16 protein-coding genes and 1 pseudogene are annotated in these 22,020 nt (G+C 58.9%); 10 read left to right on the top strand and 7 right to left on the bottom strand.

The annotated features are described in order from the left end of the window. The first annotated feature begins 11 nt into the window (after positions 1–11). From JNM42_RS03285 to JNM42_RS03265, 5 genes are all read left to right on the top strand, one after another. Positions 12–2,117: a M3 family metallopeptidase gene (locus tag JNM42_RS03285; protein ID WP_294266101.1), complete on the top strand. Its 2,106-nt coding sequence runs from the start codon at positions 12–14 to the stop codon at positions 2,115–2,117. Positions 2,118–2,135: 18 nt separating this feature from the next. Then, positions 2,136–2,645 (top strand): glutaredoxin family protein, encoded by a 510-nt coding sequence (locus JNM42_RS03280; RefSeq protein ID WP_294266098.1) that lies wholly within the window; start codon positions 2,136–2,138, stop codon positions 2,643–2,645. Beyond that, positions 2,642–3,409 (top strand): exodeoxyribonuclease III, encoded by a 768-nt coding sequence (xth, locus tag JNM42_RS03275; protein ID WP_294266096.1) that lies wholly within the window; start codon positions 2,642–2,644, stop codon positions 3,407–3,409. The genes JNM42_RS03280 and xth overlap by 4 nt, the downstream gene beginning before the upstream one ends. After that, positions 3,409–4,086, top strand: coding sequence for a Crp/Fnr family transcriptional regulator (locus JNM42_RS03270; RefSeq protein WP_294266093.1), 678 nt, complete (start codon positions 3,409–3,411; stop codon positions 4,084–4,086). The genes xth and JNM42_RS03270 overlap by 1 nt, the downstream gene beginning before the upstream one ends. A gap of 220 nt (positions 4,087–4,306) precedes the next feature. Next, positions 4,307–4,504: a DUF2892 domain-containing protein gene (locus JNM42_RS03265; protein ID WP_294266090.1), complete on the top strand. Its 198-nt coding sequence runs from the start codon at positions 4,307–4,309 to the stop codon at positions 4,502–4,504. Between the two features lie 72 nt (positions 4,505–4,576). Here JNM42_RS03265 and rsmA read toward each other — a convergent pair whose 3' ends face one another. From rsmA to pagP, 4 genes are read right to left on the bottom strand one after another with little or no spacing between them, the layout of a single operon-like run. Then, the gene (gene rsmA, locus JNM42_RS03260) at positions 4,577–5,356 is read right to left on the bottom strand and encodes a 16S rRNA (adenine(1518)-N(6)/adenine(1519)-N(6))-dimethyltransferase RsmA (protein WP_294266087.1); all 780 of its coding nucleotides are present in this window, start codon (positions 5,354–5,356) and stop codon (positions 4,577–4,579) included. Then, the gene (pdxA, locus tag JNM42_RS03255) at positions 5,356–6,396 is read right to left on the bottom strand and encodes a 4-hydroxythreonine-4-phosphate dehydrogenase PdxA (RefSeq protein WP_294266084.1); all 1,041 of its coding nucleotides are present in this window, start codon (positions 6,394–6,396) and stop codon (positions 5,356–5,358) included. The genes rsmA and pdxA overlap by 1 nt, the downstream gene beginning before the upstream one ends. A gap of 3 nt (positions 6,397–6,399) precedes the next feature. Further along, complete coding sequence (locus JNM42_RS03250; RefSeq protein ID WP_294266080.1) at positions 6,400–7,710, bottom strand: peptidylprolyl isomerase; 1,311 nt, start codon at positions 7,708–7,710, stop codon at positions 6,400–6,402. A gap of 12 nt (positions 7,711–7,722) precedes the next feature. Further along, the gene (pagP, locus tag JNM42_RS03245; RefSeq protein ID WP_294266078.1) at positions 7,723–11,739 is read right to left on the bottom strand and encodes a lipid IV(A) palmitoyltransferase PagP; all 4,017 of its coding nucleotides are present in this window, start codon (positions 11,737–11,739) and stop codon (positions 7,723–7,725) included. A 113-nt stretch (positions 11,740–11,852) separates the two neighbouring features. Here pagP and JNM42_RS03240 point away from each other — a divergent pair, with 113 nt between their 5' ends. From JNM42_RS03240 to JNM42_RS03225, 4 genes are all read left to right on the top strand, one after another. After that, positions 11,853–12,872, top strand: coding sequence for a phosphotransferase (locus JNM42_RS03240; RefSeq protein WP_294266074.1), 1,020 nt, complete (start codon positions 11,853–11,855; stop codon positions 12,870–12,872). A 65-nt stretch (positions 12,873–12,937) separates the two neighbouring features. After that, positions 12,938–13,618 carry an N-acetylmuramate alpha-1-phosphate uridylyltransferase MurU gene (gene murU / locus JNM42_RS03235; RefSeq protein ID WP_294266126.1) on the top strand — a complete coding sequence of 227 codons (681 nt, stop codon included), beginning with the start codon at positions 12,938–12,940 and terminating at the stop codon, positions 13,616–13,618. Beyond that, positions 13,615–14,913 carry an aminopeptidase P N-terminal domain-containing protein gene (locus tag JNM42_RS03230; protein WP_294266071.1) on the top strand — a complete coding sequence of 433 codons (1,299 nt, stop codon included), beginning with the start codon at positions 13,615–13,617 and terminating at the stop codon, positions 14,911–14,913. The genes murU and JNM42_RS03230 overlap by 4 nt, the downstream gene beginning before the upstream one ends. Positions 14,914–14,956: 43 nt before the next feature. Beyond that, complete coding sequence (locus JNM42_RS03225) at positions 14,957–16,090, top strand: FAD-dependent monooxygenase (RefSeq protein WP_294266068.1); 1,134 nt, start codon at positions 14,957–14,959, stop codon at positions 16,088–16,090. A gap of 1,418 nt (positions 16,091–17,508) precedes the next feature. Here JNM42_RS03225 and istB read toward each other — a convergent pair. Further along, positions 17,509–18,279 carry an IS21-like element helper ATPase IstB gene (gene istB / locus JNM42_RS03220; RefSeq protein WP_294266066.1) on the bottom strand — a complete coding sequence of 257 codons (771 nt, stop codon included), beginning with the start codon at positions 18,277–18,279 and terminating at the stop codon, positions 17,509–17,511. Beyond that, positions 18,276–19,858, bottom strand: a pseudogene (gene istA / locus JNM42_RS03215) (IS21 family transposase). The gene istB and the pseudogene istA overlap by 4 nt, the downstream one beginning before the upstream one ends. Before the next feature lie 130 nt (positions 19,859–19,988). On the opposite strand from istA, the gene JNM42_RS03210 reads away from it, so the two are divergent. Further along, positions 19,989–20,255 (top strand): hypothetical protein, encoded by a 267-nt coding sequence (locus JNM42_RS03210; protein ID WP_294266060.1) that lies wholly within the window; start codon positions 19,989–19,991, stop codon positions 20,253–20,255. Positions 20,256–20,512: 257 nt separating this feature from the next. On the opposite strand, the gene JNM42_RS03205 is transcribed toward JNM42_RS03210, so the two are convergent. After that, a complete protein-coding gene (locus JNM42_RS03205; RefSeq protein WP_294266057.1) occupies positions 20,513–20,770 on the bottom strand; it encodes a hypothetical protein in 258 nt (85 codons plus the stop codon). Positions 20,771–22,020 lie beyond the last annotated feature (1,250 nt).

Here is a 22,020-nt window from a genome sequence, read left to right as displayed (position 1 = left end):
ACAGAGAATCCATGAATGCCAACGCCCTGCTCGATTTTACCGGTCTGCCCCGCTTCGATGCCATTACTTCAGCCGATGTTCAACCAGCCATCAATGAACTGCTTGCTGAGGCTCGCGCGCTTGTCGAGCAACTGACTACCGGAAATGTTGCTGCCACCTGGAACGACTTTGCGGCTCCGCTCGGCGACGGCATCGAGCGCCTCTCACGTGCCTGGGGCATTGTCGCTCATCTGCACTCGGTCAACGACATACCTGAATGGCGTGAGGCCTACAACAGCATGCTGCCCGCAGTCAGCCGCTTCTATGCCGAACTTGGCCAGAACCTCAAACTCTTCGCCGGCTACAAGGCGATTCGGGAAAGTGCCGAGTACCCGCAACTGTCGCTTGCCCGGCGCAGGATTATCGATAACGAGATACGCGATTTCCGCCTTTCCGGCGCCGAACTGCCCGAGGAAAAGAAGCCGCGCTTCCAGGCCATTCAGGAAGAGCTGGCCCGCCTGGCGGCCCGATTTTCGGAAAACCTGCTCGATGCGACCAATGCCTTTGCTGAAATCGTCAGCGACGAAGCCGAACTGGCCGGCCTGCCTGACGATGTCAAACAAGCCGCCCGCGAAGCCGCGCTGAAGGATGCTGAAGCGGGCACCCCGGCGAGCTGGAAATTCACCCTGCACATGCCGTCCTACCTGCCTGTCATGCAGTACGCCGATAGCCGCAGGCTGCGTGCCGCGATGTACCGCGCCTATGCCACGCGCGCGGCTGAATTCGGCCCGAGCGAACTCGACAACACTCCGCTCATCCTGCGCATTCTCGAGCTGCGCCGCGAAGCCGCACAACTCCTTGGCTACACTAATCATGCCGAGGTCTCGCTGGTGCCCAAGATGGCCGAATCGGTTGCTCAGGTGCTGGCCTTTCTGCGCGACCTGGCGATCAAGGCGAGGCCGTTTGCCGAGCAGGATATCGCTGAACTGCGCGATTTCGCACGCCAGGAACTTGGGCTGGAGACTCTCGAATCCTGGGATGTGGGTTATGCCTCGGAGAAGTTGCTGCAAGCGCGCTACGCCTTCTCCGAACAGGATGTGGAGCAATACTTCGGCGAAGAAAAAGTGCTGGCCGGGCTCTTCCACGTCGTCGAAACGCTGTTTGGCGTGCGTATCAAGCCGGATAGCGCCCCCGTCTGGCACGAGGATGTGCGTTTCTTCCGCATCGAAGCGCAAGTGGGTGGAAATTCGATGCCCAATGCGGAGAAGGACGCCGTGGCCGGCGAACTCATCGGCCAGTTCTACCTCGACCTCTACGCCCGCGAAACCAAGCGTGGCGGAGCCTGGATGGACGAGGCAATCGCCCGCCGCCGCATCGCGGGTCATACGAGCGTGGGTATACAGAAGCCGGTCGCCTACCTCAACTGCAATTTTTCGCGCCCGGTCGGCAGCAAGCCGGCCACGTTTACGCACAACGAGGTAAGCACTCTCTTCCACGAAACCGGTCATGGACTGCATCACCTGCTGACGCGGTGCGAGGAACTCGGTGTCTCGGGTATCCACGGCGTCGAGTGGGATGCCGTCGAACTGCCCTCGCAATTCATGGAAAATTATTGCTGGGACTGGGGCGTACTGCAGCAAATGACCGCGCACGTCGACACCGGCGCCCCCCTGCCGCGCGTTCTGTTCGACAAGATGCTGGCAGCGAAGAACTTCCAGAGCGGCCTGCAGAACGTCCGCCAGCTCGAGTTCTCGCTGTTCGACCTTCTCCTGCATTGCGACTTCGACCCGGCAGGAAACACCAGCATTCTCGACCTGCTCGCCGAAGTCCGGCGCGAGGTGGCGGTCATCGTCCCACCCGTATGGCATCGCCTCCCGAACAGCTTCTCGCACATCTTTGCCGGGGGGTATGGCGCCGGTTACTTCAGCTACAAGTGGGCCGAGGTGCTGTCTGCGGACTGCTTCGCAGCCTTCGAGGAGGCCGGCGACCCCTTCGACCCGGTGACCGGAAAACGCTTTCTCGACGAGATCCTTTCGGTCGGCGGCACCCGCCCTGCACTTGACAACTTCCGCGCCTTTCGCGGTCGCGAGCCACAGGTTGATGCATTGCTCCGGCACAGTGGTATGATTCCAGCGTAATTACCGGAGGATAAAACCATGCCTACGTTACGTCTCGTTATTCTAAGCGCTGCCCTGCTGACGGCTTCGCTCGCCGTCGCCCAGACCACTTATCGCTGGGTCGACAAGGACACGGGTCAAACGATCTTCTCCGACCAGCCGCCTCCGCCCGGTGCCAAACATGTCGTCACCATCACTGCCGGTGAGCGTATTGACGAACAGCAGTTACCCTACGCCACACGCCAGGCGGCTGAAAAATTCCCGGTCACACTGTACACAGTGGCCACTTGTGTCGAAGAGTGCAAACAGGCTCGCGACATGCTCAATCGACGCGGCATTCCGTTTTCGGAAAAGATGCTGAAGAGTGATGAGGAATCGGCCGAGCTCAGCAAGATACTGGGAAGCGAGGCTGCCGTACCCAGCCTTATCGTCGGCCAGCAAAGTATCAAAGGCCTTGAATCTGGCGCCTGGAACAACCTGCTCGACCTGGCCGGTTATCCGAAATTAGCCCCCTACGGTGCCAGGCCGTCAGGCGTCTTCGCCAGATGAAACTGGCGGCATGGAACGTCAACTCACTCAAGGTGCGCCTGCCACAACTGCTGGAATGGCTTGCCGCGCAACAGGCGGATGTCGTTTGTCTGCAGGAGACCAAACTCGAGGATCACAACTTCCCGCAGCAGGCGATTGAGGCAGCCGGTTATCAGGTTGTTTTCTCCGGGCAGAAGACCTACAACGGCGTTGCCCTGCTGGCGCGCGAGACGCCAAGCGACGTCGTTTGCGGCAACCCGCATTTCCCCGATCTGCAAAAACGGCTGCTCGCTGCCACGGTGAACGGCATTCGTGTCGTCTGCGCCTACATCCCGAATGGACAGGCCGTCGGCAGTGAAAAATACGCGTACAAACTGGCCTGGCTGGCAGCGCTGGAGACCTGGATTGGCGAGCAGTTGACCGCCAACCCGCAACTGGCGCTGGCCGGCGACTTCAACATCGCTCCGGACGACCGTGACGTTCACAATCCGGCAGCCTGGGCGGGCCAGATCCTGTGTTCGGAACCCGAACGCGCAGCTTTCCAGCGTCTGCTTAGTCTGGGATTGAAAGACAGTTTCCGCCTTTTCGAACAGCCTGAGAAAAGCTTCTCGTGGTGGGATTACCGGATGCTTGGCTTCCAGAAGAATCAGGGGCTGCGCATTGATCACATCCTGCTCTCGGCTCCGCTGGCAGATCGCTGCGTCGCAGCCGGTATCGATCGCGAAATGCGCAAGCGCGAGCGGCCTTCCGACCACGCACCGGTGACTGCGCTCATCGCCGAGTGATGGACGCTGCACTCCCGCCAGACAAGCTGCTGGCGCTCTACCCTGCCCTTGGCTCGCTTGCGCAAGCTGAGATGGCTGCTCTATGCAAAGCGGACGCCGTGGTCAACCTCGCCGAGGGCACCGAACTGTATGCCGAACGGCAAGCGTGTCGCGGGTTTCCCCTGCTGATCTCCGGAACCATCAAGGTGGTGAAGACGACGCCTGCCGGTCGCGAGATGCTGCTTTACCGCGTTGAGCCGGGCGGCTCCTGCGTCATCACGACCAGTTGTCTGCTCGGTCACACGCCCTATACCGCGCGCGGAATCGCAGAGACACCGCTGCAGTTGCTCATCCTTCCGACCGCCCTTTTTGAAACGCTTATCGCCGGCAATGCCGGCTTTCGCGACTTCGTCTTTCACCTGCTCGCCGACCGCATTGCCGAACTGATGCAACTCGTCGAGGAAGTCGCTTTCCACCGCCTTGACCAGCGGCTGGCCAAACTGCTACTCGGCAAGCCCGAGCCTATCCAGGCCACACATCAGGCGCTGGCCGACGAACTGGGCAGTGTCAGGGAAATCGTCAGCCGCCTGCTCAAGGGCTTTGCCGCGCAGGGTCTCGTAGCGCTCGGACGTGAGCGGATCAGCCTGCTTGACCGAGCAGGCCTGAGGCAACTGGCAGGCATCAGCCGCCATTCGTAACAAGCGCCGCAAAAGATAGGCCCGCAAGGCAGGTGCAACGCACATAGTCAACTCGAAAACCGTGAGTGACTCCCTCCATTCACGCGGACCACAGGGCAATTGGCATACAACAACTGATCGAACACGGTCGCCTCTGCCGCTCTGTGACCTGGGTTACATACAGGGCCGGAGCACGGGCCTAGAATGCCCTGGTCGTTAACAAACCTTGAGGAAAAAAATCATGAAAGCAAACGTTGGTGGTATCGATAAAATACTGCGTATCGCTGTCGGCATCGTTCTGATCGCCATGGCCTACATGAATGTCGTCGGTGTCTGGGGCTATATCGGTGTCGTCCCGCTGTTGACCGGCCTGATCGGCTGGTGCCCGATCTATCCGATGCTCGGCATCAGTAGCTGCCCGATGAAAAAAAGTACTTGAGAGGATTCGATCTGCAAGCAGGAACGGCGTGCCATCATGGTACGCCGTTTTTTTCAGGTGATTCTCCTCTGCTCAGTGCAAGGCGTTGGCGATGCGAATGTAGTCGTCAACCGATAACTCCTCGGCGCGCGCGGTCGGGGCAATCCCGAGTTGCTCGAAGCTGGTCTCAGCAAGAATTCCCTTGAGGTTGTTGCGCAGCATCTTGCGTCGCTGAGCGAATGCCGCAGACACCAGTGTCGCGAATCTTGTTTCGTCCCTGGCCGAAAGATCCTCTGGCGGCCTGGGAATCAGGCGCACCAAAGCCGAGTCGACCTTCGGTGCCGGGTCGAAGGATTCCGGTGGCACATCAAGCAGCCAGTCCATGACAAAACGATACTGAAGCATCACCGACAGGCGACCGAAATCGGACGTTCCCGGCCGGGCGACCATGCGCTCGACAACTTCTTTCTGAAGCATGAAATGCATCTCGATCACGTGACCGGCAAAGCCGGCCAGATGAAAAAGCAGCGGCGTCGAGATGTTGTAGGGCAAATTGCCAACAACTTTCAGTCCCGCGGTGGAACCCTGGTTGAGCGCAGCAAAATCGTAAGTCAGCGCGTCGCCTTGGTGGATGGTGAGCTTGTCCGGAGAATAACGCTGCTGCAAGCGAACGATGATGTCACGGTCAATCTCGATTACATGCAGATGATCCAGCCGCTTGAGCAGCGGGTCGGTCAGCGCGCCCAGCCCCGGGCCGATTTCCACGACACAATCAGTGCGCCTGGGGGCAACGGCATTGACGATATCGGCGATCACCTGCCGATCAATCAGGAAATTCTGCCCAAACCGCTTGCGTGCTACATGCTTGCTCATCAATTCATCGTGCCCATCGCTCCACAGCTCGGCAACTCAGTCCGGCCTGCCATCTCGATAGCCTGTTCGACAGCGACGAAAAGACTGCCAGGATCGGCTCGACCGCTACCGGCCAGTTCGAGTGCCGTACCGTGGTCAACCGAGGTGCGTATGATCGGCAGGCCCAGGGTCACATTGATGCCCTGGCCAAAGCTGGCGTACTTGAGTACCGGCAGTCCCTGATCATGGTACATGGCCAGCACACAATCACCCTGGGACAGAATCGGCGGGGTGAACAATGTATCGGCAGGCAAGGGACCGATAAGCGTCATGCCTTCGGCACGCAAACGCTCCAGCACCGGGGTGATGACCTCGATTTCCTCGCGCCCGAGATAGCCTCCCTCACCAGCGTGCGGGTTCAGTCCGGTAACCAGAATGCGCGGTTCGCCGATTCCGTATTTCCTGCCCAGATCCGCATGCAGGATGCGTAGTGTCTGCTCAAGTGATTCCTGCGTCAGGGCCGAAGATACCGCTTTCAAGGGCAGATGGGTGGTCGCCAGCGCGACTCTCAATCCACCCCCGGCAAGCATCATCACCACACGCGGGGTATGCGTTTGCTCTGCCAGATACTCGGTGTGACCGGTAAAGGGAATGCCTGCATCGTTGATCACCCCCTTATGCACCGGCGCCGTAACCATGGCTGCGAATTCACCTGACCGACACCCGGCCAGCGCCCGATCAAGCAATTTAAGGACATAGGGAGAATTGGCCGGATCGAGCTGACCGGGGCGCGACGCTACAGACAGGGGCACGTGCAGAATATCGAGACATCCGGGGGAAGCGCGCACAGCGCTCGTCCACTCGCGCAAACCAAGCAATTGGCATAAATCGCCGGACAGACTGATCGCCTGTGCGCGCTCGGCCATGAGATGTTTGTCAGCCAGAATAACCAGGCGTGCGGGTTGATCTTGGGCACAGCGTTCAATCAAGCGCAAGCAGATCTCCGGCCCGATTCCGGCAGGCTCACCCGAGGTGACGGCTATGACAGGCAAGTTATGCAAGGCTCAGCGTTCTTCAAGGCGAATCTCGACGTAGGCGCGGTCACGTGCCTGCCGCAACCAGTCCTGATAAGCCTCGTCCATCTTGCGCCCACGCAGCACCTGACGAGCCGCCGCGCGCTGACGATCGGCCGACACGTCCTGCACGCGCCGCTCCAGTACCTCGATCAAGTGGAAACCGAATGGCGTCTGAACCGGCTGGCTGACTTCGCCCGGCGACAACTGGTTCATCGCCCGTTCAAATTCCGGCACGGTATCTCCGGGATATATCCAGCCGAGATCACCTCCCTTGGACGCTGTACCGTCCTGCGAGAACAGCCTGGCCAGTTCAGCAAAACTGGTGCCATTCTTGATTCGCTCGTACAAGACAGTCAGCTTGTGCCTGGCATCGTTCTCGGAAACGACCTCATTGACCTTGATCAGAATATGCCTGGCATGCGTTTGCTGCACTGCCGGAATGGCCGCTCCACCGCCTTTGGAAACCAGCTTGACAATATGGAAGCCATTGGGGCTGCGCAGCATCGGCGCTACCTCGCCGACCTTGAGCTTGACCACAACTTCAGAAAAAATGGCGGGCAGGCGATCGAGCGGACGCAGACCCAGATTGCCTCCCTTCAATGCATCCGGCGCATCGGAATACGCCGCTGCAAGCTGGGCAAAATCTTCACCTTTCCTCAATCGTTCGAGCACCTGATCCGCCTTGGCCTTGAGTTTCTGAATCTGTTCCGGACTGGCCGATTCGGGTGAGCGCAGAAGGATGTGTGCAACTTCGTATTCTTCTCTGCCACTGCCTTTTGTCAAATCGTCGCTCAGATAGTTGTCAATCTCGCCTTCCGAGATTGCGATCTTGTTTTCCACTTCACGCTCGCGAACACGCGCAATGGTCATCTCTTCACGAATATCCTCGCGAAACTTCACAAACGGAATACCATCCTTTTGCAGCGCCGCACGAAACTGGGAGAGCGACATTTTGTTGTTGGCGGCAATACGCTGCAGCGCCTGCTCAAGCTGCGCATCGTCAACCCGCAAACCGGTATCCCGGGCGTGTTGCAACTGAACCTTGTCGATCACCAGACGCTCAAGCATCTGTCGCTCAAGAACATCACGCGGCGGCAACGGGGTACCCTGTTTTTGGAGTTGGGTGAGCGCGAGGTCAAGGCGTGTCCGCAATTCGTAAAGTGTTATCACTTCGTCATTGACGACGGCAACGATGCGATCAGCCGGTAACGGCTCACCCGCCTGGCGGCGAGGAGACTGCGCCGAGGCCAGCCCGACGAGACAGAAAAACAGAACAACAATACGAAGCCATAGCGTCATGAGTCACACCTTCTATTCATCAAAGACAGCGGCAGGCTGATTGATCAGGCTGTAGCCCTGAATATTGCGCTTGAGAAGATTCAGCGGATTGGAGCCAATTTTTGAGAAATCATTCAGTTCAAGCTGGATGAAGAATGCCGTTGAGCTATTGTCCTGTGTGAGGGCAATTTTCTGGACGACACTACGTACGACCCAGCACCCCCCGTTGTATTCCAGACCGGTAATGGCCTGGATCAGACGCCCGCCCTGTTTATTGCTGGTCGCAGGGCTGGTTCCCTGATCAGAGAGCGAATAATCGATCCGGCCAACCACATGCCAACGCCCCGTGATCGGCCACTGTCCTGAAAATTCAACCTGGTCGATCGGCGCATTGGCGTCACGATTATAGCGATACCCGACATTCAGGGCCTTGCCCGGCTCGGGCTGATAGTGCGCTCCGATTACATAGCGCTGGATCTGGTTATTGCTAAAAGTGTATTGCACAGCAGTATCGGCGAACACCTTGGGCAGTATTTGCCCACTGATGCCAGCGAGGAAATCGGAGGTGTTAAATTCGGTATCACCGACCGTCGTTCGGTTGGGGAGCGACACCTTGTTTCTCGTAAAATAGAAACGCTGACCGATCATCGCACGCATGATTTCGTTGCCGCTGGAGGGCTCGAGCAATCGGGTTGACACGGCCGTAGTCAGTGAATTGGCATTGTTGATGCGGTCCCATCCGGAGAACTGGTTCTCGGAAAAAATCTGCGCCATGTTGAAATCCGCCAGACCGGTGTCAAAGATCGGAATCTGGCTCTGGTTCTTGTACGGGATATTCAGGTAATAAAGGCGTGGCTCCAGGGTCTGCGTGTAATCCCGCCCGAACCAGTTGCTCGACCGCTCAAAGGTCATACCCGAATCGACACTGAAAATCGGCAGCGTACGATTGATCGAATCCGGAGTACCCGGCGCTTGTCCCGACAGTGAGTAGTGCGTCGAATTGACTCCGAACTTTGGCGTCACGTACCAGCCCGGAGTCACGTAAGGCAGCGCCACCTGTGGATAAAGCACGCTTCGCTGCGCATCAGGGAATATTGTCGGAACGCCATTGACGAGTTGTATCCGCTGGTCGATCGTAAAATTGGTGTACTGTCCAAGGAAAGTGCTGTCGGTCATGTAAAGATCAGGCTGGCGGGCATTGACCGTAAACTGCGGCATCAGCTTGTAGGGCACCTGCACCGGGTTATTCGGATCGGGCTGCAGCGTCTGGTACTGAAGGAAATTGGCCGACGCACTCCACCAACCGCCACCACCGTAGGTCAGTATGCCTTGCTGCGGCAACTGCGTTTGTGAGGTTTTTGAGATGTTGCTTGAAAGATCGATGAAATATTTACTATCGGATACCTTGTTGTAGTTGATCAGGCCGGAAAAGCCGTTGGCCGTTGTCTGAGTATGCTGCAATGCGTAGCCGTAACGGTCTTCATTGTTAAACAATTTGTCGTTCGGCAAATATTCCACCCGCGCCAGCCCTCGATAGAAACCGCCGAAAGCCGTATCGAGATAACGGAACTCGTTACCTATTTCAATACCTCGCTTGGTCAACACGCGTGGCGTAATTGTCGCGTCCATGTTCGGCGCGATATTCCAGTAGTAGGGCAGGGATAATTCAAAACCACTATCACTGTTCGTGCCAAAGGTCGGCGACAGGAAGCCTGATTTTCGTTCGTTGTTGAGTGAGAACGACAACCACGGCGAATAGATAATCGGCATGCCAAGGAAATACACCGTGCCGTCAGTTCCATCAGCCACTTCGCGGTCGTAGTCAAGCTTGAGTGTGTCCGCCCTGGCATACCAGTCGTCATTACCCGGTGCACAAGTGGTATAGGTTCCATTCGTCAGCCTGAACTGATTTTCGCCCTCGAAGTCGATACGATCAGCTACGCCGCGCGCTTCCGTCATTATCGGACCCTTCTGCTTGGTTGCATCGAATTTGGTCTGACCAGGTTTGATTTTAAGTACGCGCGGGCTGGCAAAACCCGAAGAAAGCCAGGAATCATCGCCCTCCTGTTCAGCAAATTGCGCCGCATAAGCCTTATCGGCCGCCGCCTTGCTTCCCGGCAAGGGCTGACGTTTTATCGTATACGAAGGCTGCTCGAAAAACCCCACCTGATCTTCGACCTTGAGCCGCATCTTTGGCCCGGTGATCAGATCATCGCCTTGTTCAAGGCGAACATTGCCCTCGGCTTCGACCTCATCGTCGATCGGCCAGTAGGTCAGACGGTCGGCATTGACCACCGTGCCAATCTTGCGCAATTCGGCATCGCCCTCGGCGATAAACTCCCGATTCACATCCCCTCCCATGCGTTGTGCATTGAGGAAAACCGGTCGCGGCACGGAACTATCGCTGGATAGCGGCTCCATGGTTTTTGAGGAACGCAAGACGAGCGCCGGCAAGACGTCGGGTACGTCGGGAACCTGATCCTCGTCGCGCCAACCCGTTGCCGCGACGAGCGGGGGAACCGTTTCCTCGGGCGAGACCAGGCGAGCGCTTGAACCTGGCTCCAGAACCGGGCCATAGGGCACGCGCTGGCGTTCAAGCGGCGTAGCACTGCCGAAGGCCATTTGCGTCGGCTCTTCTTGCGCCGGACGCGCTGGCGTACCGATGGCCTCGCCGGTCTTGCCCAATTCCCACTTGGCCCAGATAAAGAGGACGTTGCCGCCATTACTGCCACCGGGGGGAACGTAAGTTCCTTCCAGACTGAAGTTCTTGTAGGCCACCGAAGCCACCGGCAGAACGATTGGAAAGGGGACATAGCTGAGGACGTCCGAGCGCGACATCAGGCCGGCAATATAGCCCAATCCCAGGCGTACATCATCGGCCGGACGCCAGATGGCTTTCCAACTGTAACCCCCGGTATAGGATGGTTTGTAGTGCGAATCCTGGAAACCCATGGCGAAGACGCCTTCCCAGTTCCCCCTCTCGTTGTACAAGCCACGGCCGATACCAAAGCCGAGCGGGTTTTCCTGATAGGAGTCGATCTGTTCTTGGGTATACGTGCTGCGCGAATGGTAGGTCTTAAACGGCAGATAAAATTCAAGTGCGCCATTGTTGTAGGCATTGGCCACCGGATCCCAGATGCGCCGCAGCCAGCTTTTGTCCGGGGGCTTCTGCGCCGTGGCCGGTTTTGCCGCGACGCTTGCAGCACTGCCGCCCGAGGCGGCTGGAACCGACGACACCACCGCGTCCGGCGCCGTACCGGCTTCACGGGGCACATAGGATGGCTGGGGTGAGGCTGTCGGTGCGGTCGGAGCCGCTGGGGCTGTCCGGGCCACTGGAGCCGCAACGGGCGGCGACCAGAGCAAGGCCGGGTCGACACGCAAGGGCTCCAGCGTGGAGGCCTCCCGGCGAGACGATGGTAATGACGAAGCGGCAGGAGCTTGCTGCTGGGCAACGGGGCCTGGAGCCTGCGGTTGCACTGCCCTGACGGGCTCTGGCGCCGAAGGCAAGGTTTCCGGTTGTATCGCCTTCTGCCGAGCGGGTACAACAGGCGCCGCCTGACGCTCCTCATCACGAGGGCTGCGCGCCGGAGACACACTTGCTGGCGATGCGGCTACTGCCGGTGCCGGTGCTGGTGCCGGTGCTGGTGCCGATGCCGGGACTGGTGTCGGAGCTGGTGTAGGTGAAGGTGTGACCACAGGCGCCGCTTGCGCTGCAACAGCAGGTTGCGGCATCTCCTGCGCCGCGGGCTTGCTGGCCCGGACCGGCTTGCTGACCTCCGGTTCAGTCTCAACCGGCCGTTTGTCGACGACTGCAGCCTCAACTGGCTGCACCTCGGCACTCGATTTTTTGGCTGGCGCCGGAGCAGGAGAGGCGGCAGGAGCGGGCGCTTCTGCAGGCTTTATTGGCGGCAAGCCGAGCAATGCCGGATCAACGCGCAGCGGCTCAGGAGCTTGCGCCCGCGTCTCAGCGGCATAGGCGCCGACAAGGAAGATCGCAAAACCGTAGCTCAGGAGCAACGCGAGTGGTTTGCGCCGGGCAGGAAAATTCATCCAGAAATATCAATAAAAGATGCAGCAGCTCGAGTTGTTTCGATGGCACAGCGGCCAGCGGGGCGAGTGGTAAAATCGACACATTTTAGCACCTTAGCTCAAGGAGAAGCGGCATGCCGCGTACCGTCCTGTTGCGCGACTGGCTTGATCGCCAATTACCGTGCCAGCATCCCGATCAGGAGTTTTCGTTCGAACCCGCATCGGCCGATGCCAGTTTCCGGCGATATTTCCGTGTCGGCTTGCCCGATGGAAGTACCCGCATCGTCATGGACGCGCCCCCCGAGCACGAGGATTGCCGCCCTTTTCTGAAAGTAGCCGCACTCTTTCGCGACGCCGGTGTGCATGTCCCCGAAGTCTATGCCGAAGATCTGGCACAAGGTTTTCTGCTTCTCTCTGATCTTGGTCATACCACTTACCTCAACGTGCTGGACGCCACCACGGCACCGAAGCTCTATCGCGACGCCAATACTGCACTGGTCGACATCCAGCGCGCCAGCCGGCCCGGCATGTTGCCCGAATACGATCATGCGCTGCTCAGCCGCGAACTTGAGCTTTTCCCGGACTGGTATGTTGCGCGCCACCTTGAAGTCACACTCGGTGCAGAACAGCAGGCCACGCTGCGCTCGGTGTTCGATAAAATTCTCGCCAACAACCTCGCGCAGCCACAGGTATTCGTGCATCGCGACTACCACTCGCGCAACCTGATGGTCAGTGGCGAAGACTATCCCGAAAATCCAGGCATCATCGATTTTCAGGATGCGGTTTACGGCCCGATCACCTACGACCTCGTCTCGCTCTACCGCGACGCCTATATCCACTGGGAAGAAGCACAGGAACTCGACTTCGTCATCCGCTACTGGGAAATGGCGCGCCAGGCCAAGTTGCCGGTACCTGACGACTTCCACGATTTCTACCGCGATTACGAATGGATGGGCGCGCAACGCCAGCTCAAGGTGCTCGGCATCTTCGCCCGCCTCTGCCACCGCGACGGCAAGGACGGCTACCTGAAGGACATGCCGCGTGTGCTCGCTTACCTGCGCCAGACCTGCGAGCGTTACCTCGAACTGCGGCCACTGGCGCGTCTTCTCGATCAGCTTGAAAACCGCCGCATCGATGTCGGCTTTACCTTCTGATGAGCACCGATGAATCGCACGCCAAGCAGTACAACAGCCCGCCCACTGGCGTAAATCCGCATACAATGAAAGTCATGATTCTCGCCGCCGGCCGCGGCGAAAGAATGCGGCCGCTGACCGACGCGACGCCCAAGCCGCTGCTCCTCGCCGGCGGTCGGCCGCTAATCGTCTGGCATCTTGAACGACTGGCCGCCAGCGGCTTCCATGATGTTGTAATCAACCATGCCCATCTCGGCGCGCAGATCGAAGCCGCGCTCGGTGACGGCAGCCGCTTCGGCCTGCACATCCGCTACTCGCCGGAACCACCCGGCGCGCTGGAAACGGCCGGCGGCATCGCCAGGGCGCTGCCGCTGCTCGGCAACGAACCGTTTCTCGTCGTCAATGGCGACATCTGGTGCGACTGGGACTTCAGGCGTGCGCACACCCTCGCTGCACGGCACGCGCATCTTGTTTTTGTCGACAACCCGCCGCAGCATGCCGGCGGCGATTTCTGCCTTGACGGAGACACCGTAAGATACGCCGGCACAGGCAGTGGACCGACACTGACCTATGCCGGCACCGGCGTTTTCTCGCCGGAATTTTTCACCGGCGTAGCGCCCGGCGCCGTCATGAAACTGCGCCCGCTGCTTGACGCCGGCATCGCCCGTGGCGTTGTCACCGGGGAACGTCACACGGGTTATTGGGTCGACGTAGGAAGCCCCGAACGACTTGCCGAACTCAACCAGGAGTTGACCCAGAAAAAATGAAGCATGAACCCTACTCGTCGCGACGCAGCGCATTGCTCAAACAGCTTGGTGACGGCGTCGCCGTCATTCCCACGGCGCCGGAGCGCTTGCGCAATCGCGACTCGCACCACCCCTACCGCTTCGACAGCTACTTCTGGTATCTCTCCGGCTTTCCTGAACCCGAAGCGGTGATCGTTCTGCTCGGCGGCAATGAGCCGCGTTCAATACTCTTCTGCCGTGAAAAAAACGAGGAGCGCGAAGTCTGGGACGGCTTTCGCTACGGACCGCAAACGGCGGGTGAAGCCTTCGGCTTTGACGAGGCTTACGCCTTCAGCGAATTCGAGGCGAGGCTACCCGAACTGATTGCCAACCGCAGCACCCTGTGGCACGCGTTGGGCCACGATGCAGAATGGGATTTGAAAATCGTCGCCGCGCTGAACACGGTGCGTGCGCAAAGCCGCGCCGGCAAACGCGCTCCCGGAGAAATACGCGACCTGCGCGAAGCGCTCGACCGCATGCGCCTGCTCAAGGATGCACACGAAGCCGGGCACATGCGCCGCGCCGCGGCGATCGCCTCGGCCGGCCACGCACGCGCCATGCGCGCCTGTCGCCCCGGCATGGCCGAATACGAACTCGAAGCCGAACTCGGCTATGAATTCCGCAAACGCGGCGCCGACGGCCACGCCTATTCGCCCATCGTCGCCGGCGGTCGCAATGCCTGCGTCCTGCACTACATCGAGAACAACAAACTGCTCGGCGAGCAGGCCATGGTGCTGATCGACGCCGGCTGCGAGGTCAACGGCTATGCCTCCGACATCACACGGACTTTCCCGGTCAATGGCCGCTTCAGCCCTGTGCAGCGCGACGTGTATGAAATCGTTCTCGCCGCCCAAAACGCTGCGCTTGCCGCGATCAAACCCGGCACCCCCTTCATCGCCTACCACGATGCTGCGCTGCGCGTTCTGGTACGAGGCATGATCGACCTCAAGCTGCTTGCCGGCAACCTTGACGATCTCATCGCCATCGAAGCCTACAAACCCTATTACATGCACCGCACCGGACACTGGCTCGGGCTCGACGTGCATGACGCCGGCGATTACAAAACCGGCGACGAGTGGGTAATACTTGAAGCCGGCATGGCGTTGACCGTTGAACCCGGCCTCTACATCCGTCCAGGCGCCGACGTTCCCGAACACCTGCATGGAATAGGCATCCGCATCGAGGACGATGTATTTGTCACTTGCGAAGGCTGCGAAGTCTACACCTCCGCACCAAAAACGCTAGCCGAAATTGAAGAAGTCATGCGCCGTGACTGATTGCTCTTCACTCCCCACTCCTCACCCTTCAGAGAGCACGGATGTGCTCATCGTCGGCGCCGGCCCGGTCGGCATGACGCTCGCACTGGCGCTGGCCGACAGCCCGCTGCGAGTCTTACTCATCGACCGCCGCCCGCACGGCGCGTGGGCCGACGACCCGCGCGCGCTGGCGCTCGCCCACGGCAGCCGGCAACTGCTCGAACGCCTCAATGCCTGGAACACTCCCGCCGCCACTGCGATTCGCGAAATCCACGTCTCACAACGCGGTGGCTTCGGACGCACGCTGATTACTGCCGAGGAGTATGGCATGCCGGCACTCGGCTACGTCATGCGCTACCGCGATCTCGCCGCGGCCCTCGCTGCCCGCATCACGGCGGAGCAACTGATGCCCCGGTGCAGCATCGACAAAATAGAAACCGGCAACGAAGATGCCACCCTGACGCTTATGCACGAAGGCGCACCACGGCGCATCACGGCAAAGCTCATCGTGCATGCCGAAGGCACACCCGGCAGCGACCCCGATGTCAAGGTGCGCGACTATGACCAGCACGCCATCGTTGCCGAAGTCCGCCCGACGCCGGCACACAACAGGCGTGCCTGGGAACGTTTCACGCCAGACGGACCGCTGGCCCTGCTGCCGCTCGGCGCGGACTACTCGGTGGTGTTCACCGTTCCGCCCGACAAGGCCGCAGCATTGCTCAAGCTCAACGACGGGGATTTCCTTGCGGCGCTAAGTGAGCAGTTCGGCAAGCGCCTTGACTTCATTGCTACCGGCCCGCGCGCCGGCTTTCCGCTCGCGCTGCGAGTTCGTCAGCAGATCACGCAGCAACGACAGGTGTGGATCGGCAACTGCGCGCAAACCCTGCACCCGGTTTCCGGCCAGGGCTTCAACCTCGGCCTGCGTGACGCCTGGGAGTTGGCTGAAACGCTGGCCGAATCACTGCACAGGCAACCCGATGCCGGGCACCCGGCGGTACTTGCCGCCTATGCCCGCAGTCGCAGCATCGACCGGCGCGGCAGCATGGCCTTCACCGACGGCATCGTCCGCCTGTTCTCCAACGACTTTCCCCCCCTGCGCTTCGCCCGCGGCCTCGGACTGCTCGCGCTCGACCTCTACCCGCCGCTGCGCCACTTCGTCGCCAGGCGCATGATCTGGGGTGCGCGGGCATGGCCCTGAAACCCGCAATGGCGGGGTGTTGTTCTGCGAGGACATACTGGTGTTGTCTCCCGGCGCTTTACCGCCTGATAACATCAGGAATCCGACTATCAGCCTGGGCCAACCAAGCGGCCCCTGATAGGGTTTGCATGGCTGCCCGGTAATCGGCCTTATGTAGCGCTCCACATAAGGCCGATTATGTAGACTCCGTGATTATGTGGATTCTAAGCCGTGGCTGCCATCAGACGCCTTGCTTGACAGGGAAAGTGCTGCATCTGCGGTCCACATAATCTGGTGTCTGTCGCATGGCCAGAAAATTGCAGGTGAGTACATTCACTACGCTTATCCGTAGCGCAATGGGCTTGTTGCTCGCCCGGATCAATATCTTTTGGCTGATGTTGCTGCGTCTGGTAACCGTTCGAACTCAAAAATTATGTTGAGTGTACCCTGGGATCAGAGGCCAGCAGACCCTTCGCAGTCAAGCCTCTGCAAAGGTATGATTTTGTAGCTCCACAAATCAAGCGGTCTACATAATCGGCCAATTCGGTCATTTGGCTCGGTGCCACCAACGGCAGCAATGCGCTGGTCAGCGGTCGTAGCTTTGGAAGTCGGCTCGAACGACCGGTTGGTACTTCAGGCTACTTCTGGAATCGACCCACAAGGGCCGTTCAGTTCTCGTCGTCGAGGAGGGCAGCTATCTGAAGCAAAGCCGCCGCTCGCAAGCTTTCCTTGTTCCTCGGCTTGTTGGCGACTGCCAACCTTCTGTTCTGAGAAGCTCTGACAGTGAATCTGTTCAGGACTTACGAAGCCGCCCGGACATCCTCAAGCCATCGCGGATATTCAGCCCCATCAATCTCAGATTTGTGGCCCCTGCCAAGAGTTCCAATCCCTGCACTAAATAATACGAAAACGGCTCGCGAGACCGCTAGGCGGCGCTGACCGACCCCTCTAGGGGCGTCAAATCTCTACGATGTCATATGACAGATGCGCGCGTGAGGGTAGATTTTTTCGCGTGCAAAATGAAAAACTTATTTTGGTGCAATTTAGTGCTGAAAGCTTTTTTTACGATGCTTTCAGACATTTCATGGACCTCCGAAATCATGGCCGGACGTAAGCCCCGATGGCCACTTCAAAATCCCCCACTGTTGGCCACCCAAACTCCCCCAGGCAGGATGGTTGAAATTGTAATGTAGTTTTGGCTGCGGATGCCCTGGTTGTTAAGTAAAGCGTAGAGCTGTCAAGTGGACCGTGGAATAAATGGGTGGCGCAGTTTGCCACCCGTTTATGCCGCGAAAGCCACTTGACAGATCGAAGCGCCCCAACGCTTTGGGCGGCTGCTGTGGATGGTTTTATCATCCACGGCGGCTGCCCCGTGGCGAACGCGGGGTTTGGGGCAGCGCCCCAAGGTTCTGGACGGCACGATGAGGCAAGGGCGTACATCAATCGGCGGCGGGTTGCAAAGCGAAGCGCGACGCCGCTTCTTTGAGTCGATAGCTTTTGCCTTCGAACTCAAGCAGATGCGAGCGGTGCATCAGACGATCGAGAATGGTGGTGGCCATCGTGTTGTCCCCCAGGTATTTGCCCCAGTCCTGGACCACGCGGTTGGACGTCACCACGATGCTGCGCCGCGTTTTGTAGCGCTGATGAACGAGCATTTGCAGTACCTCGCCGGCACGGTCGCTGATGCGCCTGGCGAGGAACAGGTCGTCAAGCACGAGCAGATCGGCCTCGATCCAGGGGGACAACTGTCGCTGCTGATCGGCGCTGCTCCCAAGCGCGTACGGGGCAAAGACGCTGTCGGCCTCCAGAACCCGCACATCATGGCCTTGCAGGGTGGCCTGATAGGCGACCGCTTTGGCGATCCGACTTTTGCCCGTCCCGGGCTTGCCGATGAGCAGGGCGTTTTGCCCCTCGGCGATGAATTTGAGGGTATGGAGTTCGAAGCAGGCCTGACGGGGCAGTTTCGGATTGAAGCGCCAATCGAAGTCGTTCAGCGTGGCGCGTTCGTCCAGGCCGGACTGGTGGTAACGGCGCTCCATCAGACGCGAACGGCGGCGGTCGAGTTCGTCCTGCAGAATCATGGAGAAGGTGTCGAGGAAGGGCTCCTGGTTCGCCTGGGCTTGCAGAATGCGTGTCTCGAGGGTGGCCCGGATTCCGGACAGGCGCAGTTCGCGCAGGGCGCGGTCGATTTCGTTCAGGGTCATGCTCATGATAATTTCTCCAGGAGGGGTGGCAAGGCGGCGCTGTTTTGAGCGCCCAGGGTGAACAGGTCGGCATAGTCTTCGCCGGATCGGATCAAGGGGTCGTCCTGGGTCAGCACCAGTTCGCCTTGAAGCGGAGCATCGATGTCCGCCAAAGCCTCGTTGAGCAGGCGCTCGGCCAAGGCTTTGATCTGCTTGTAGCTGCCGATGCCCTCGTGCAGGGCCATCGCGCAGGCACGGTCAATGAGCCGCCGAGGGTAGCGCTTGGCGAGGCCAACGATGCCCCATAGGCGACGCTGGCCGACGCGGCCCTCTTGATCGAACAGGCGCTGGCACAGTTGCTCGGTCGCTGGGCCGATGTCCTTGGCCTGAGTCAGGATGCGACGGGTTTCACGTGAGGGATTGAACAGACGTTCCTCGTCGGGCAAGATCACACTGCCCAGGCGTGCCGCCAAGGGGTGGGTGCGCAGCAAGGCCTGCGTCTGGCCATCGCGGATCTCGAGGTGATGCTCGAACACGCGCACCAGTACGCGGCTACCGATGCGCGCCGGACGGGCCGCATAGCTGCTGTGGTCGACCCGTACGCAAGTGTCGTCGTAGACGGTACGCTCGGATTCGACAAAATACTGGAAGCCCTGCAGTGGCAAAGGCTTCAGGAGCGGACGTTCTTCCTGGAACATGGCTTCGACCTGGCGTTTCGCACTGCCGTGAATGCGTTGCGCCGCCCAGTGGGTTTCCCAATGTTCGAGGAAGTCGTTCTGCTCCTCGATCGAGGCGAAGCGCCGGCCCTTGAGCGCCGTACTCTGGGTATGCTGTATAGCATTTTCCACGGTACCTTTGCGATTGGGATCCCTGACACGCGCAGGGTCAGCCACCACGCCGTAATGTGCGAGTACGGCGGCGTAGACCGGGTTCAGCTCCGGTTCGTACAAGTCAGGCTTGATGACCCCTTCCTTCAGGTTATCGAGAACCACATAGCTACAACTGTGCCACCGAAATATCGCCAGGCCTGCTCGTGCAAGCGGGCCCAGGTCTCCTGACTGGATTTCCACACCACGCGCCGAAAGCTGCGCCGTGAATAGCGCAGGGTGCATACGAACAGGCGCGGCTTACGGTAGCGATCCGTACCGGGATAGAGCGTGAGTGCGCCCTCGCCATAATCGACCTGCACCTCTTCACCGGGCGCAAATTCCAGTCGGTCGAACTGTGCCGGTTCCTTCCCGATCAGGGTGCCGGCAAAGCGCTTGACGCTGTTATAGCCGGCAGAAAATCCGAACTGATCCACCAGATCCTGGTAAATCGCGGTGAAGTTGCGGCGCAACTGTAACTGCGCCGTGATGAACCCCCGATGCGGTTCACAGGCCGACGTGGAGTGCCGGCTCGGACCCGGTGGCCAGGGTGGGGGAATTTGATTCACCGGGCCGGTGGCCACCCCGGGGGAAGTTGACTGTTCGGTCGCCAGTTGCTGCGCAAGACCGCGGATTGTGTTCCGATCAATTTGTGTGATGCGCGCAATTTCGTGCTGGCTCTTCCCGGCCGCCAGAAGCGTGAATACCGTGGTTTGCAGATGGGGCTTCAAGACGTTCACTCCTTACTCCCTTCGAAAATCGAAGAGCGAAGATTACGTCCTGCCGAAAACTCCCCTGACAGCGTCGAAAATGGCGCCCTAGTGCACCGTTACGCGCTCATCAGGGTGGGGGATTTTGAAGTGACCAAAGGTGGGGGATTTTGACCGGCCATCGGGGCGTAAGCACCTGCCGGTGACGGTCAAGAAGATCAAAGGCACCCTGCAGAACTGCCGAACCAAGCCGATCTACAATCCCGCCTTCTTCAAGGAGCGGTTCAGAACCATCGAGCTATCGTTCGCTTGGGAGGACAAGTTCAAGCGGCTCTTGCTGCGCTTCGAATGGATCAGCCGTCTGCACTATGCATTAAAGACCCTCGCCTATACGATGATCAACCTGCGGCACTTCTGCCAGCCGTAGTCTCGTAGCTCATCGCAACCGACGTTCGGCGCGTAGGCGTCAAGATTTTGCACGCCGACGCAACAAGACAAACACATACGTCTGCAGCGCAAATCGACAAATCCTGCTATGTGGCGAATCCCAAGCTTTTTCTTTGCATTGCGCAATGCTATATGCGTAAATGTATGAATGAAATCCCGCTACCAGTTGCTGATTATCCTTGAACGCCATGGACATTACTTATCTCTGGCCGACGAGCGCCGCCAGTGTTATGCGTCTCAGTAACCCATTGTGGAATGCACATGGTATCGGCTGGTCGCCGCCTGTGTCTGCCACCAGTGGCGATATTGGCTGGCATTGGCTTCGATCCAGGCCAGCGCACGGAAATCCCTCTCATCAGAGGGAAAGTGCTCGACATATGCTTCAATAACGGCAACCTGCGTGCGAAGAAATTCCGTCTCTGAGAAATTCTGATCCGAGAAGCTACCTACTGGGATAGGAAAAAGCCAAAGTGTGGTGTCATCTGAAATATCCATGGTTATTCACCGTATGATGAGAGTATCTTTGGCCGCTGCGGGCCAGCAAACTTCTTGGCAACTGCCACCTTGGTATAGCTCATCAAGCGACTATCGTACTGACTTGCCAGAGTTCTACACCAACAATATTCACAAGCAACTTTAACTATGTCGTCTAAGTTCATGTATGGTAGAGCCATTGTCTGCCATGTCATGGGGGTGTTGTCAACAGTGATTGGCAACCTACACCGCATTTCTTTGCCCCCGATGCAAAACTGAGACACTTCAAAGCGCTGACATTGCCGTGAGGATAACCAGCCATGGTTGTCACTGACCACCCCAGCTGGTAAATCGGGGCTACCCGCTAAACTCGCCAGTAAACTTCTGAAGCACGAATCGTGCTTCAGTGAAATACCTTTAAAAATCATTGGTATTAAGAAAACCACACCGCTAGAAGTGTAAATATTCTCGACGTGGGATGGTTTTGGCAACGTGCTAGGGTACAGGCCCATGCGGATAAGATCACCGCCCCGATGCCGGTTAAAATTCCCCACCCTGATGAGCGCGTAACGGTGCACTAGGGCGCCGTTTTCGACGCTGTCAGGGGAGTTTTCGGCAGGACGTAATCTTCGCTCTTCGATTTTCGAAGGGAGTAAGGAGTGAACGTCTTGAAGCCACATCTGCAAAGCACGCTATTCACGCTTCTGGCGGCCGGGAAGAGCCAGCACGAAATTGCGCGCATCACACAAATTGATCGGAAGACAATCCGCGGCCTTACGCAGCAACTGGCGACCGAACAGTCAACTTTCCCCGGGGTGGCCATCCGCCCGATACGCATTCATCTCATACCGCAACGCAATATACACCAAACGGCGCGGGTACCTGGAGGGGGAGGACAACGAGCTGGCGGCCTTCGGTTACAACCGGGACCGAAAGAGCGGCAAGCGTCAGGTGGTTGTCGGCTTGCTGTGCAATGGCCAGGTAGCGTGTATTGTGAAGGCGTAGCAGATGTTGTGAAACCGAGTGTTGCAAGATGCCTTTAAGAGGCTTGAGCCGTATGCGTCGTCAGGCGCCTGTACGGTTCTTAGGGGGCGGCGGTGCAGCAAGGCACTTCTGCTACCCGACTAACAGCCAACTCCGGCCATTGATACGTCAAAACATTCACGCCGGGAACGGCCGGAGCCAAGGTGGGGTAGGCATAGCCCGCGGTCGCAGGCGCGGCGATGGAATCTCCAAAGAAGCCGTCAAGGAACGGCGGCGCCAGTAAACAT

Source organism: Propionivibrio sp. (assembly GCF_016790145.1).
Taxonomy (GTDB): Bacteria; Pseudomonadota; Gammaproteobacteria; order Burkholderiales; family Rhodocyclaceae; genus Propionivibrio.
The sequence above is the reverse complement of the archived record's forward strand: the minus strand, read 5'-3'. Positions and strand labels throughout refer to the sequence as shown.

Coding starts and splice junctions, on each gene's coding strand:
- JNM42_RS03285 (WP_294266101.1), top strand. CDS start 12: ATGAATGCCAACGCCCTGCTCGATTTTACCGGTCTGCCCCGCTTCGAT.
- rsmA (WP_294266087.1), bottom strand. CDS start 5,356: ATGAGCAAGCATGTAGCACGCAAGCGGTTTGGGCAGAATTTCCTGATT.
- JNM42_RS03205 (WP_294266057.1), bottom strand. CDS start 20,770: ATGGATATTTCAGATGACACCACACTTTGGCTTTTTCCTATCCCAGTA.
- JNM42_RS03265 (WP_294266090.1), top strand. CDS start 4,307: ATGAAAGCAAACGTTGGTGGTATCGATAAAATACTGCGTATCGCTGTC.
- istB (WP_294266066.1), bottom strand. CDS start 18,279: ATGAGCATGACCCTGAACGAAATCGACCGCGCCCTGCGCGAACTGCGC.
- pagP (WP_294266078.1), bottom strand. CDS start 11,739: ATGAATTTTCCTGCCCGGCGCAAACCACTCGCGTTGCTCCTGAGCTAC.
- JNM42_RS03250 (WP_294266080.1), bottom strand. CDS start 7,710: ATGACGCTATGGCTTCGTATTGTTGTTCTGTTTTTCTGTCTCGTCGGG.
- xth (WP_294266096.1), top strand. CDS start 2,642: ATGAAACTGGCGGCATGGAACGTCAACTCACTCAAGGTGCGCCTGCCA.
- JNM42_RS03230 (WP_294266071.1), top strand. CDS start 13,615: ATGAAGCATGAACCCTACTCGTCGCGACGCAGCGCATTGCTCAAACAG.
- JNM42_RS03280 (WP_294266098.1), top strand. CDS start 2,136: ATGCCTACGTTACGTCTCGTTATTCTAAGCGCTGCCCTGCTGACGGCT.
- JNM42_RS03270 (WP_294266093.1), top strand. CDS start 3,409: ATGGACGCTGCACTCCCGCCAGACAAGCTGCTGGCGCTCTACCCTGCC.
- murU (WP_294266126.1), top strand. CDS start 12,938: ATGAAAGTCATGATTCTCGCCGCCGGCCGCGGCGAAAGAATGCGGCCG.
- JNM42_RS03240 (WP_294266074.1), top strand. CDS start 11,853: ATGCCGCGTACCGTCCTGTTGCGCGACTGGCTTGATCGCCAATTACCG.